Here is a 13,201-nt window from a genome sequence, read left to right as displayed (position 1 = left end):
ATGTTAACGGTACGGGCGCCGTCAGGCAAGCGTTCCGGTGAACACTTCCGCCGCAGGACCCGTCATGTACACGTGATTGTCCTCCTCGCTCCATTCGATGAGCAGATCGCCGCCTGCGAGCGATACGGTCGCCGTCCGGTCGGTCAGGCCGCCGAGCACCGACGCGACCAGCGTCGCGCATGCGCCCGTGCCGCATGCCAGCGTCGGACCCGCTCCCCGCTCCCAGACGCGCATGACGGCGTGCGTCCGCGAAGCGACGGTGACGAATTCGACGTTCGTCTTGCGCGGGAACAGCGGGTGCGTCTCGAGCAGCGGTCCCCATTTGTGCAGATCGAACGACACCGCGTCGTCCACGAAAATGACGCAATGCGGATTGCCCATCGATACCGCCGTGAAATGAAACGTGCGGCCTTCCGCTGCGATCGGATGCCCGATCACCGGGTTGAGGTCAATCGTCGTCGGAACGGCGAGGCCATTCAGAATCGGTTCGCCCATGTCCACCCGCACCTTGGCGGCTTTGCCGCCTTCGGCCGCAATCTGCAGCTGCTGCACGCCCGCGCCGAGCGTCTCGATCGTGACCGTATCCTTCGAGATCAGCCCGCGGTCGTACACATACTTCGCAACGCAGCGGATCGCGTTGCCGCACTGCTCGGCTTCCGAGCCGTCCGGATTCATGATGCGCATGCGGAAATCGGCGCGATCGGACGGCAGGATGTACACCAGGCCGTCGGCGCCGATGCCGAAATGACGGTCGCACAGCTGGACGGCAAGGCCCGACGCGCCCTCCGGAAGCTCACGCTCCCCCGCGACCACGATAAAGTCGTTCCCGAGACCATGCATTTTCACAAACTCCACAGACTTTGCACTCCCTTGGCTTCCGGCGATATCGCCGTATCCGCGTACTATGCTGTCAGCATACCCGGCTGCGCGGGCCAAGAGTATTGATCCATCCGTCGATTGTTTGCACTTATCCGAATGAAGCAGGCATGGTCCCGGAAAACATGCCAGATTGCGTGTCAGATCAGGACGAGACGGGACGCGGACCGCCGTATGTGATGCGCCGCCGCTTGCGGCTGCCGGGCGATCCGAGCACGCTGCCGATGCCCATCACGAATGTCGGGATGCCGGCGGCCACGAACACGAGCGACCAATCGCGGAAACCGAGCGGCACCGTCTTGAAGATCGCCTGCAGCGGCTCGACGTACAGCACCGGAATCATGAGCGCCAGTGAAGAGAGCACGGCCAGCACGAGCCAGCGGTTCTCCAGCAGGTTCCGGTGGAAAATGGAGCGCGAGCTGCGGCAGTCGAACACATGGATGAGCTGGGCCATGACGAGCGTGGCGAACGCGACCGTCTGCGCCCGCTGCAGATCGCCGCTCGACCGCAGCGTCAGGACGAACGCGCCGAGTGTGCACAGGCCGATCAGCAAGCCGCGGCTGATGATCTTCCAGCCGAGCCGGCGGGCGAAGATGCTCTCCCGCGATCCGCGCGGCGGCTGGCGCATCAGATCTTTCTCGGGCTGGTCGACGCCGAGCGCCATAGCCGGCAGACCGTCCGTCACCAGATTGACCCACAGAATCTGGATCGGAACGAGCGGCAGCGGCAGCGCGAACATCATCGCCAGGAACATCGTCAGAATCTCGCCGACATTGGACGCGAGCAGGTAGCGGATGAACTTGCGGATATTTTCGTAGATGCCGCGTCCTTCCTCGATCGCCGCGACGATCGTCGCGAAATTGTCGTCGGACAGGACGAGCGAAGAAGCCTCCTTCGAGACGTCCGTGCCCGTGATGCCCATCGCGATGCCGATGTCCGCCGACTTGATCGCCGGCGCGTCGTTCACGCCGTCGCCCGTCATCGCAACGACATGGCCCTTGCGCTGCAGCGCCTTGACGATGCGCAGCTTGTGCTCCGGCGCAACGCGGGCGTAGACGTAGGTATCCTCGACGACGCGGTCAAGCTGCGCGTCCGTCATCGCCTCGAGCTGCCGGCCGTCGAGCGACCGGCCCCCGCGCGGCAGAATGCCGAGCTGGCTTGCGATCGCCTCGGCAGTGAGCCGGTGGTCGCCGGTGATCATCACCGTCTTGATGCCCGCCTGCCGGCAGGTCGCGATCGCGCCCAGCACTTCCCGGCGCGGCGGATCGATCATGCCGGCCAGGCCGACGAAGATGAGCTGCTTCTCGACGTCCGCTTCGCTGTCCGTCGGATCCTGCGGGCGCAGATCGCGGTAGGCGAGGCCGAGCACGCGCAACGCCGATTCGGCCATCTTCTCCGCGGCTTCGGCCGCCTTCTGCCTTAAGCTGGGCGTGAACGGCACGACATTGCCGTCCCAGAGCACATAGGCGCACTGCTCCATCAGCAGGTCGGGCGCGCCCTTCGTGCAGACGATCCGGCCGCCCTGGTGGCTGACCAGCACGGACATCCGCTTGCGCTCCGAATCGAAGGGATATTCCTTTTCCCTACGGTACAATCCTTCGAGCGACGACACCGTGACGCCCAGCTTGGCCGCCAGCACGATGAGCGCGCCTTCCGTCGGATCGCCCTGCATGATCCATTCTTCCGCGGCCTCCGCCTGCCTGCCCGCGCGCCGCGGCTGCCCGTCTTCTCCGGCGCGGACCAGCCGCGCGTTGTTGCACAGCGCCGCAACCTGCAGCAGCCGGCGCAGCGCGGCATCCCGCTTCAGGTCGGCCGGCGCGCCGTTCTCGAGCACCTCGCCCCGCGGCACGTAGCCTTCCCCGGTCACTTCAAGCGTGCGGCCGCCCGTCCAGAGCCGGGTGACGGTCATTTTGTTCTGTGTCAGCGTGCCCGTCTTGTCCGAGCAGATGACCGTGGCGCAGCCGAGCGTCTCGACGGACGGCAGCTTGCGTACGATCGCCCGCCTGCGGATCATCCGCTGCACGCCGAGCGCCAGGGCGATCGTGACGATCGCCGGCAGCCCTTCCGGAATGGCGGCGACGGCGAGGCTGACGCCTGCCAGGAACATGTCGTAGGCGGGCTGACCGTGCAGGATGCCTGCGATGACGACCATCACGGTCAGCCCGATCGCCACCGCGATCAGCACTTTGCCGAGCTGCGCGAGGCGCCGCTGCAGCGGAGTCTCGGCTTCTTCCGCCTGTTCGATCATGTGGGCGATTTTGCCCATTTCGGTCTGCATGCCGGTGCGGATGACGATGCCGCGGCCCGTGCCGCGCGTCACCATCGTGCCCATGAAGCCGATGTTCTTCAGATCGCCCGTCCCCAGCCCGTCTTCGTCGATCGGCCGGGCAGATTTTTCGACCGGCACCGATTCGCCCGTCAGCGCGGACTCTTCCGTGTACAGGCTGCTCGCTTCGAGCAGCCGGAGATCGGCCGGCACCCGGTCGCCGCTCTCGAGGATGACGATGTCGCCCGGCACAAGGTTCGCGGCCGGGATATCCTGCACCGTCCCGTCCCGGACGACGCGCGCCGTCGGCGCGGACAGAGCTTTCAGCGAGCGCAGCGACTGCTCGGCCCGATATTCCTGGATGAAGCCGAGCACACCGTTCAGCACGATGATGGCCAGAATTGCGGCGGCGTCCATATATTCGCCGAGCAGCCCAGAGATCAGCGTCGCTCCGATGAGCACCAGCACCATGAAGTCTTTGAACTGGTTCAGAAACAGCACGATCGGCGGCGTGCGCCTGCCTTCCGCCAATTCATTCCGGCCGTGCTCGGCAAGCCGGCGCGCCGCTTCCGCCGCGGACAGCCCGCTCGCCGCATCGCTCCCGAGCGCCTCGACCAGTTCGCGCGGGCCAAGCCGGTGCCACATCTTTTGTTCCATCCGTCTCCCTCCCGTAATCCGCTCTCCGGCCCCCGTCAGGAACGAATGGGCGGACAGCCTCGTTACAGGGATAATGTATTCGGACAACCGGTGAAATATCCCATTTGCGCCGAAGGGGTGTAAATTTGCAAGATAGATTATAATTTTTGCAATGGCAAAATCCGGGCCGATTCGGGCCGGTTCACAGCTCTCTGCGCGGTGCTCGTGATTTCAGGCGGTCAATCAAGACCGTACTATCTCCATACCGGCCGCAGAATGCGCTTAAGTTTTTCTCCGAACTATGGCATGATAGAGAAATGTCAAGGCACGCATTACGTCAAAGGTGGTTTTTCTTCCGATGTCACTCGACGGCATTGTCGTGCGCGCGATCGCGCACGAGCTCCGGCAGCTCGCCGGAACCCGCATTCACCGCATTCATCAGCCTGATGATCATACGCTCGTGCTGCAGCTTCGCGGCGGCGGGCTGCGCGGACAGTCCCGGCTTCTGCTGTCGGCGAATCCGACCTATCCGCGGGTTCACTGGGTCACGCGGCCTCAGCCGAACCCGCTTGAAGCGCCCATGTTCTGCATGCTGATGCGCAAACACTGCGAAGGCGGCGTCATTGAAACCGTTGCGCAGCCGGGATGCGAACGGGTGCTGCATATCGACATCCGCCAGCGCGACGAGCTCGGTGACATTTCGCTCAAACGGATCGTCGTCGAACTGATGGGCCGGCACAGCAACATCATCCTGACCGACCCGGCGACCGGCCGCATCTACGACGGCATCCACCATGTCACGCCGGCGATCAGCAGCTACCGGGTCGTCATGCCCGGCAGCACTTACACGCCGCCGCCGGAACAGGCGAAAGCCGATCCGCTCGCCGTCCCGGACTATGTCCGGTTCACCGAATCGCTCCGGCTGTCGGAAGGCGACGCGCCGGACAGACGGCTGGTCGACGCTTATGCCGGCATAAGCCCCTTGCTCGCGCGCGAGATCGTCCACCGCGCGGCGGCCTCCGGCGCTCCGGACGATACGGAAGCGCTGTGGCGGGCGTTCCGGGACATGATGGAAAGCTTTCGCTCGCATGCGTATGAACCGAATATCGTGGACCGCGGCGGCCGGACCTTTTTCTCGGTGACCCGGCTGACCCATCTGGACGGCGGCATCCGCACGTTCGATTCCATTCTGGAATGTCTCGAAATCTACTACGGGGACAAGGCCGAGCGCGATCTCGTCCGCCAGAAGTCGGCCGATCTGCACCGCTTTCTGCTGAACGAGAAGGCGAAAAACGAGAAGAAGATCGAGAAGCTGGAAGCGACGATCGAAGAAGCGAAGGAGGCGGACCGGTACCGGATCACCGGCGAACTGCTCATCGCGAACATGCATGCCATTCAGAAAGGGCAGCCTTGCGTCGAAGTGATCGACTACTACGACGAGCGGCAGCCCACTGTCACGATCGAACTGGATCCGCAGCTGACGCCCTCGGAGAACGCACAGCGCTGGTTCAAGCGCTACAACAAGGCGAAGAACAGCATAACGGCCGCGGCGGCCCAGATGGAAGCGGCGCGCGGGGAAATCGCGTACTTCGATACGCTGCTGGCGCAGCTGGAGACGGCGTCGCTGCAAGACATCGAGGAAATCCGGGAAGAGCTTGCGGAGCAGGGCTACCTGAAGCAGCGGGGCGGTACGGGGGCGAGGAAGAAGAAGCAGGCCCGGCCGGCGCTGCTCTGCTACACGTCGTCGGAGAACGTGCCCATCTACGTCGGGAAGAACAATACGCAGAACGAATATTTGACGAACCGGCTGGCGTCGCCGAACGACACCTGGCTGCACACGAAGGACATCCCCGGCTCCCACGTCGTCATCCGCGGCACCGGGTTCGGCGACGCGACGCTGGAAGAGGCGGCGATGCTGGCGGCGTATTACAGCAGGGGCAAGGAATCGAGCCTCGTGCCGGTCGACTACACGCTGATCCGCCACGTACGCAAGCCGAGCGGCGCCAAGCCCGGCTTCGTCATCTACGACCATCAGAAAACGCTGTTCGTGACGCCGGACGAAGAGCGGATCAAGGCGCTGCCGGTCCGGACGGTGACGTAAAAGCATGACGGCGGTCCGCCCGCCGTCATCGATATTTCCGGCTCGCCGCCTCCAGCAGATCCGCGACGGCCGCATCCACGGTTCTGCCGCCCAGCGGACCGTGGAATACCTCGCCGCCGCGCGAGCCGTGGTAATCCGATCCTCCGGTGGCGATGACACCGTGCCGCTCGGCCATCGCCGCGTACCGCGCTTCATCGTCAGGGCCGTGGTCGGAGTGATACGCTTCAACGCCGTCGGCCCCCTCGCGCAGCAGCGCCTCCACCAGCTCGTCCCGCCCGTACAGCCCGGGATGGGCGATGACCGCCGCGCCGCCCGCTTCGTGAATCCAGTTTACGGCCTCCAGCGGCGTCGGACGGGGAACCCGCACATAAGCCGCTCCCGCGCTGCCGAGGAAACGGTCGAACGCCTCGGCCCTCGACGCGACGTACCCCTTCTCGACCATCACCGCCGCAATGTGCGGCCGTCCGATCGATGTGCCGGGCGACCGTCCGGCGGCGGCGCGCTCCACCTCTTCCATGGTCACCGGCATCCCGAGCGCGTTCAGCCGTTCGATGATCATCGCATTGCGCCTCATCCTCGCGTCCCGCTGCGAGGCGAGCCGCTCCTGCCAGCGTCCGTCGCGCCAGTCGAGAAAATAGCCGAGCACATGAATTTCCAGTCCGTCCTGCATCGTGCTCAGTTCGACGCCCGGGACGACCCGGATGCCGAGCCGCTCGCCTTCCGCCAGCGCTTCCTCGAGGCCGGCCGTGGTGTCGTGGTCGGTGAGGGCGACGGCGGCCAGCCCCGACTCCAGCGCGAGCCGCACATTGTCCGCCGGCGATCCCGTCCCGTCCGACGCGGTCGAATGCGTATGCAGATCGGCGCGTCCCGCCGCAAGTTTTACAGCCATTGGCGCAGATCCCTCTCTCTCAGGAAAGTGAGAAATGTCACGGCCGAGATCGGCAGGAGCGCCGATTTCAGATAGATCGAGTAGAATTCCCGTTTGAACTCGGCGTCGGCGAGCGGCACGATCTTGATCAGGCCGAGGGCGACCTCATGCTTCACCGAGGAAGCCGAGACGAACGAGATGCCGACGCCCGCCTCCACAGCCGACTTCACCGCTCCGGTGCTGCCCAGCTCCATGACGATGTTGAGGCTGCGCGGGTCGATCTGCCTCGCCTTCAGCTGCTCTTCCATGACCAGCCGCGTGCCGGAGCCTTGTTCGCGCAGGACGAACGGATACCGGATCGCCTCCGTCAGCGTCACCTCGCTCCGCTGCGCCAGCGGATGCGAAGCCGGGGCGATCAACTTCAGCTCGTCATTCATGACGGGCTCCATGTGCATGTCGGGATGCTGGACCGGCGCCTCGACGAGCCCGAAGTTGAGCTGATGGTTCAAAATCTCCTCCATGATCTGCGCGGTATTCATCACTTTCATGCTGATGGCGATGTGCGGGTACTCTTTGCCGAACGGTCCGAGCAGCCGCGGCAGGATGTATTCGCCGATCGTCAGGCTGGCCCCGAGCTGCAGCCGGCCTTTGAGCTGCCGCGTGAACCTGGACATCGCGGCGTCCGTCTCGCGGATCAGCTCGATCGATTGCCGCGCGTATGGGAGCAGCGCCCGGCCCGCTTCCGTCAGTTCGATCCGTTTCGTCGACCGGTGCAGCAGTTTCGTCCCGAAATAGTCTTCCAGCGACTGCACCTGCATCGTCACGGCGGGCTGGGTCATGTGCAGCGCCTGGGCGGCCGCGGAGAAGCTTCCCTTGTCGACGACGGTATAGAAAATATGCAGTTGGTGAAAGTTCAGCGCCACGGGGCAACCACTCCTTGCGTACGTATCCCCATTATACCTGAAACGCGGCGGCCGGCATCACGCAGCTCTTCGAAACGCAAAAAAACACATGCGCCTTGTCGCGCATGTGCGTGCATCAAGTCCGTTATTTTCGCTTGCGGCTGTTCTTGATGAGCGTCATCCGCCGCGAGTGGCGAAGCCACGAATAATAAGATTTCAGATCGCGAAGCTCGATCGTCACGGACATCCGGCCGAGGAAGGTGACGACGATCATTTTGTGCAGCGGCTCGCCGATCAGGTCCCTCTCGTCCGGCAGTTCGGTGAATTCGGCCACGAACACGAGATCATCGTCAATCAGGAAAACATCATTCTCGTTGCGGTAGTAAGGCTCAATCCTTCCCTGTTTCAGGCATTCCCACATGAACGCCGCAATTTCGGCAGGTTCCGATCGCGTCGGTTCGATCCGGTCGATCCACCTCATCCTGGCGTGGTTCGTGATGACGATGTCGGCGACTTTTTTGCCGCTGAGCTCGACATAGAACGATTCATACGTGCCCCATCGCTCCGTCGACTTGTCTTTCATCGCGAACACCTCCAGTATGCGGGAATCTCCGTACCGTCCCGATTACCATTTTATCACAATGCGGCGTTCAGGGCGATTTCCATGGCGCCGGCCGGATCAGATGCTGTATGAGCGCGTCTTGTCCGGCACATTTTTCGAGTATTCCGTCCGGATTTCACCCCTGAAAGAACGTTCTGCCTTTTTTACGTAGGGAAGCCGCTCAATGTTTCGGACCGTGTCTTCCGCCTTGTCCGCATCCATGTAGACGACCGCATAATTCATTCTTCGCGAAATGTAATGCACCGTGCCGTACTTGTCCAGATTGCGGGCCAGGCGATGATCGCTGACCCAGATGATGTATCCGACCCGTTCCGCAAACGGGGAACCGCTTTCGTTGGCGGCGGAACCGCTTTCTTGCTCATGCGCGTCGTTCATCCGCATTCTCCTCCGTATATTAAGTTGCCGTACAGGCTTCCGCACGGAAATCGGCAGCCGGAGCGGCGGAGAGCCGCGGCCGGTCCGTCAGCCGCAGCTCGCGCAGCCGCCGCTGCACGATCCGCTGCCGCATCCGCCCTGCACCGAGCCGCTGCCCGGCACCTTGATGTCGTCCGACACCGCCCTCGCGAGAAGGACGGCGATCTCATGCAGCATGTCGTCCACGGCTTGCTCGGCCGCCTTGAAACGGCGGACCGACACGCATTCGTCAAGCTGGCGCTGCAGCTCGGCCGCCTCCCGCTTCGCCTCGTGATAATCCGGGTGGAAGCGGCCGAACCTGCTGCATTCCTCGAAACGTTCCTTCGCCTTGCGGAAACGCCGGATCAAAGCCTGCGCTTCCTCATCCTGCGCAAGCTGCGCCTTCCAATATAAATAATCGGCAGCATCGGCCGACTGATTGATCATGTCGCCCAAATCATAGGCGGCTGTCAAAAGCGCCGCCATATCCAGCGGTCCCGCCGCCGGATTGTCCTTGTGCCCGGACGTCCCGGCCGCCGGCAATTGCATGGCCACTGTCCAACACCCCCAGTTATCCGGTCTTGTTCACTATCATACCACTCTTGGGGGGCAAAATAGAATGGTTATTTCCTGCCGCCGATCCATTCGGGAAGCAGAAGCTGCATGTCGGACCAGGAATCCCCGTCCAGCGCGACACGGACCGATTGATCGGGCGGGCAGTCCAGGGCACGGCCGAGCATCCGCCAGCCGCCGTCCGTCTCCTCCAGCCGCTCCGGCAGGATGTCCATCTCCGCTCCTTCCCGGACGATGCGGACGGCCGCGCCGATTTCGATCGCCCGCTTGACCATTTCGCGCCGGGTGGAAGGGTGGACGCGGCGCACCGCGCTGAACCAATGTGCGGGCAGGCCGGTCGCGCGGATCGCGTGCATCCGTCCACTGTCGGCACCTGCAGCGGCATGCATCCGTGCGGAACCGGACGCCGACTGCGTCCGTCCGGCTCCGGATGCGGCGCCCGCCGCGGGCAGACGGATGTCCAGATCCGGCGCATACCGTGTGAGCTGCATGCCGGTCAGCAGCCGAATGGCCTTCACCGCAGCGGAATCCCCGGGCTGCTCCGGTGACACTCGGCCCCGAGCGCGGTCCGCGTCGCCCGAATCCCGGACGGACGGGTACGTTTGACGCACCTGTTCATCCGCTTCCGGAAGCCCGGAGCGCGCCGGGACGCCGGCCTTTGCCAGCCGTCTGCGCAGCTCCGCAATGTGCCGCCGGTCGACCAGGAAATGCCGGTCGCCGATCCGCTCGCCGAGCCGTTCCGCAACCGGCGGTTCAGCGGCAATGCGGTCCGCAATCCGCTTGTCGTCGCAGACGAGCAGCAGCGCTTCCTGAAAGCCGATTCTGCCGGCCGTCGCTTCCCAGTCCCGGATCGACCGCTCCAGCTCGTCCGGCGGGGGGCTGCCGGCGGCTTCTTCCAGCAAGGCGAGCGCTTCTTCGGCCGTTCGGCCGTTCTCGACCCATCGCACATACGAAGCGGCCGAAAGCCGCATGCCCGTCATCGGTCCGGGTTGGACCTTGTCCGCCAGCAGTTCCAGTTCCCACCGCAGCCGCCAGTCGAGGTCGGGCGGCACGGCCAGCTCCGCTCCGGGCATGAAACGGATCGGCGCGCCGGCCGCGCAGTCCGTCCCGGCGCCTTCCCGCGGCTCGATCAGCCATCGGACGACCGTCTCGCCTTCCGGCGAGACTCCGGTCTGCATCCAGCCGAGAGCGGCAAGCGTCTCGAGCCAGACGCGCCAATGCGCCGCACCGGCCGGAACATGCCGCTTGAGCCACGCATCGATGCCCGCCGCCGGATACCAGACGCCGCCTTCGAGTCCGCGCAGCAGCGCCGCGGCGTGCATGAACCGTTCATCGCAGGCCGCGAGGCGGTCCGTCACGAACGCGAGCAATTCCCGCTCGCGGCGGCCGGCATCCATCGCCAGCCATGCGGACAGCGCCTCCCGGCGCCAGGCCGGCCGGCCATCGGATTCATCGAGCAGGCCGAGATGAACCGCCGCGGCCAGGCCGAGCTGAAGCGTCGGCTCCTCCTTGCCGCCCGGGGCGAACCGGGCTTCATACGGGCGCAGCGCTTCCGGCCCGAACGACAGCCGGGCGGCGGCTGCGGCGGCCGTCCGGCTTTGGATGCCGCCGGTCCCCGACGGCGCCAGACCGCGTTTGCCCAGCTCGGCAAGCAATTGCATGAGCTGCATGCCGAACGGTTCCGTATAGTCCTGCAGCGGACGCGCAGACCTTCGGCCGCCCGGCAGCGGCCGGATCTCCGCCGGCAGCAGCGCGGCCAGCCACGCGGCCAGCGCATCGGAGGCCATGAAATGCAGCCGGTCGCCCCATGTCTTGCGGACGGTGAAGATGATGCCGGCCGCGCGCAGGCGCTCCAGCTCCCGCGCCGCAATGCCGGCGGGCAGGCCCGCGGCGGAGGCCGCCGCTTCGTACTGATCCGGTTCGAACGGCAGGGAACCGAACCGGACCATGATCAGGCGGAGCGCGTCAGCCGTATCCCGGGACAGCGCGGCGGCCGCCCGCGACACCGTTGCCGGGTCGGCCGATTGCGCCGGCCACCCACTCCGATCCGTTCCGGCCGCGGGCCAGGGAGAAGCGGCGGCAAAGCGGTCTGCGGCATCGGGAGGCAGCCGCCGCAGCCATTCGCGAATCAGCATCCCGCCGCCTCCGTTCCGGCCGCGCCGTCCGCCTCCGGCATGCGCGCGATTCGATAAGTGTAACCTTGCTCGGTCAGGAAAAGCTGCCGTCTGCGCGCATATTCCGTCTCCTTCGTCCCTTCCGTGACGACGGTGTAGAACCAGCATTCGTTCAAACCGGATTTCGGCCGCATGATCCGGCCGATCCGCTGCGCTTCTTCCTGGCGCGAACCGTAGCTGCCTGAAACTTGCACGGCAACGGCGGCATCCGGCAGATCGACGGCGAGATTGGCCACCTTCGAGACGATCAGAACCGGCTCCTCCCCGCTGCGAAAACGGGCGTACAGCCGCTCGCGTTCGTCAAGGCTTGTCTCGCCGGTGATCAGCGGCACGCCCCAAGCGGCGGCCATCTGTTTGAGCTGGCGCAAGTACTGGCCGATGATCAGCACCTGCTGGCCGCGGTGCCGGGCGAGCAGTTCGCGGACGACGCGCAGCTTGGCCGGGTTCTCGGCCGCGATCCGGATGCGCGCCCGCTGGCCGGCGGCCGCATATTCCGCGGCGGCGGCCGGATCAAGCGGCACGCGGATCTCCGTGCAGGTCACCCTCGCGATCCAGCCTTTGGCTTCAAGTGTCTTCCAGAACAAATCGAACCGTTTCGGGCCGATCAGCGAGAACACATCTTCTTCCCTTCCGTCTTCGCGAACGAGGGTGGCTGTCAGGCCGAGCCGCCGCTTCGCCTGCAGATCCGCCGTCATGCGGAATACCGGCGCCGGAAGCAGATGCACTTCGTCGTAGATGATGAGTCCCCAGTCCCGCTCGCTGAACAGTTTCATATGGCGGTAATCATCCGTCTTCGAATTCCGGCTGGTGAGGATCGAGTAGGTTGCGATCGTCACCGGCCGCACCTGGCGCTCGCTGCCTGCATACACGCCGATGTCGCGCTCCGTCAGCGTCGTTTTGTCAAGCAGTTCGGACCGCCATTGCTGCACCGACGTTACGCTGGGCGTCAGAATGAGCGCCTCGCAGCGGAGCCGCGCCAGCGCCGCGATGCCGACGATCGTCTTCCCCGCGCCGCAGGGCAGCACGATGACGCCGCTGCCGCCCGCACCGGCGTCTTCCAGGCAGAACAGGTCGACCGCGCGTTCCTGATAGTCGCGCAGTCGGAAGAGCGCCCCGGACGATGCGGCGGCCTTCAGCTCGACATCCAGCTGCCCGCCCCGGCTATAACCGGCGAGATCGAGCACCGGATAGCCGCTTCTCGTCAGTTCGCGTTTCACTTCGCCGCGCCGCGCGGACGGCACACGCCATCTGACTTTTCCGTCCGGAGCCGGGACCCCCGCCTCCGGAAACAGTCCCAGTCCTTCCAGTTCGACGGCGAGATCGCGGTCAACCGCAAGGGCAAGTTGTTCTCCGTCCGCCTCCAGCTGAATTTTGCCGTAACGTTCGGCCCATGTCCCGATCCGGTCGATCAATCCCGCGGGCACATCGTACCGGCTGAAAGCGATCAGACAATCGGTCATCTCGTCCGCTGTCAGACCGGATGCCGCCGCATTCCAGACGGACAGCGGCGTAATGCGGTAGGTGTGCAAATCTCCCGGCCGTTTCACCAGTTCGGCGAAGCGGGCAAGCGATTCGCGCGCCTGCTCCGCATCCGGATGCCGAACATCCAGCAGAACGGAAGCGTCGCCTTGGACAATCAACGGACCCCCGGCCGCATGCATGGCATCCACCCCTCATGTTTTGGTAACAGTATGAGAACGGGAGATGTTTTTTATGCCGTCCGGAACCCATAAAAATGGCGGGCCCAGGGCCCGCGCAAGATGCCTGCCGCCCGCGGATCGCCCGCCGGC

General features: G+C 64.9%; 10 protein-coding genes. 1 reads left to right on the top strand and 9 read right to left on the bottom strand.

Features of this window, described 5'->3' with window-relative positions:
• Positions 1-21: 21 nt before the first annotated feature.
• The gene (gene dapF, locus KJQ12_RS08755) at positions 22-855 is read right to left on the bottom strand and encodes a diaminopimelate epimerase (protein ID WP_213484343.1); all 834 of its coding nucleotides are present in this window, start codon (positions 853-855) and stop codon (positions 22-24) included.
• 166 nt (positions 856-1,021) lie between these two features.
• Positions 1,022-3,799, bottom strand: coding sequence for a calcium-translocating P-type ATPase, SERCA-type (locus KJQ12_RS08750; protein WP_213484342.1), 2,778 nt, complete (start codon positions 3,797-3,799; stop codon positions 1,022-1,024).
• Between the two features lie 337 nt (positions 3,800-4,136).
• On the opposite strand from KJQ12_RS08750, the gene KJQ12_RS08745 reads away from it, so the two are divergent.
• On the top strand, positions 4,137-5,879 hold the full coding sequence (locus KJQ12_RS08745) for an Rqc2 family fibronectin-binding protein (protein WP_213484341.1): 1,743 nt from the start codon (positions 4,137-4,139) through the stop codon (positions 5,877-5,879).
• A gap of 25 nt (positions 5,880-5,904) precedes the next feature.
• Here the strand turns inward: KJQ12_RS08745 and KJQ12_RS08740 are convergent, their stop codons facing one another.
• The 7 genes from KJQ12_RS08740 to KJQ12_RS08710 all read right to left on the bottom strand — a co-directional run bounded on the left by KJQ12_RS08740 (position 5,905) and on the right by KJQ12_RS08710 (position 13,072).
• Complete coding sequence (locus KJQ12_RS08740; protein WP_213484340.1) at positions 5,905-6,768, bottom strand: PHP domain-containing protein; 864 nt, start codon at positions 6,766-6,768, stop codon at positions 5,905-5,907.
• Positions 6,759-7,670: a selenium metabolism-associated LysR family transcriptional regulator gene (locus tag KJQ12_RS08735; RefSeq protein WP_015255061.1), complete on the bottom strand. Its 912-nt coding sequence runs from the start codon at positions 7,668-7,670 to the stop codon at positions 6,759-6,761. The genes KJQ12_RS08740 and KJQ12_RS08735 overlap by 10 nt, the downstream gene beginning before the upstream one ends.
• Positions 7,671-7,794: 124 nt before the next feature.
• Complete coding sequence (locus KJQ12_RS08730; protein ID WP_213484338.1) at positions 7,795-8,232, bottom strand: hypothetical protein; 438 nt, start codon at positions 8,230-8,232, stop codon at positions 7,795-7,797.
• Positions 8,233-8,328: 96 nt separating this feature from the next.
• Positions 8,329-8,646, bottom strand: coding sequence for a YlbG family protein (locus tag KJQ12_RS08725; RefSeq protein ID WP_213484337.1), 318 nt, complete (start codon positions 8,644-8,646; stop codon positions 8,329-8,331).
• 87 nt (positions 8,647-8,733) lie between these two features.
• Positions 8,734-9,213: a YlbF/YmcA family competence regulator gene (locus tag KJQ12_RS08720; protein WP_213484356.1), complete on the bottom strand. Its 480-nt coding sequence runs from the start codon at positions 9,211-9,213 to the stop codon at positions 8,734-8,736.
• 74 nt (positions 9,214-9,287) lie between these two features.
• Positions 9,288-11,372: a helicase-associated domain-containing protein gene (locus KJQ12_RS08715; protein WP_213484336.1), complete on the bottom strand. Its 2,085-nt coding sequence runs from the start codon at positions 11,370-11,372 to the stop codon at positions 9,288-9,290.
• Positions 11,366-13,072, bottom strand: coding sequence for a DNA repair helicase XPB (locus KJQ12_RS08710; protein WP_213484334.1), 1,707 nt, complete (start codon positions 13,070-13,072; stop codon positions 11,366-11,368). Before KJQ12_RS08710 ends, KJQ12_RS08715 begins: the two co-directional genes overlap by 7 nt.
• Positions 13,073-13,201 lie beyond the last annotated feature (129 nt).

Origin of the sequence: Thermobacillus xylanilyticus (assembly GCF_907165215.1) — a bacterium.
Classification (GTDB): Bacteria; Bacillota; Bacilli; order Paenibacillales; family Paenibacillaceae; genus Thermobacillus; species Thermobacillus xylanilyticus.
The sequence above is the reverse complement of the archived record's forward strand: the minus strand, read 5'-3'. Positions and strand labels throughout refer to the sequence as shown.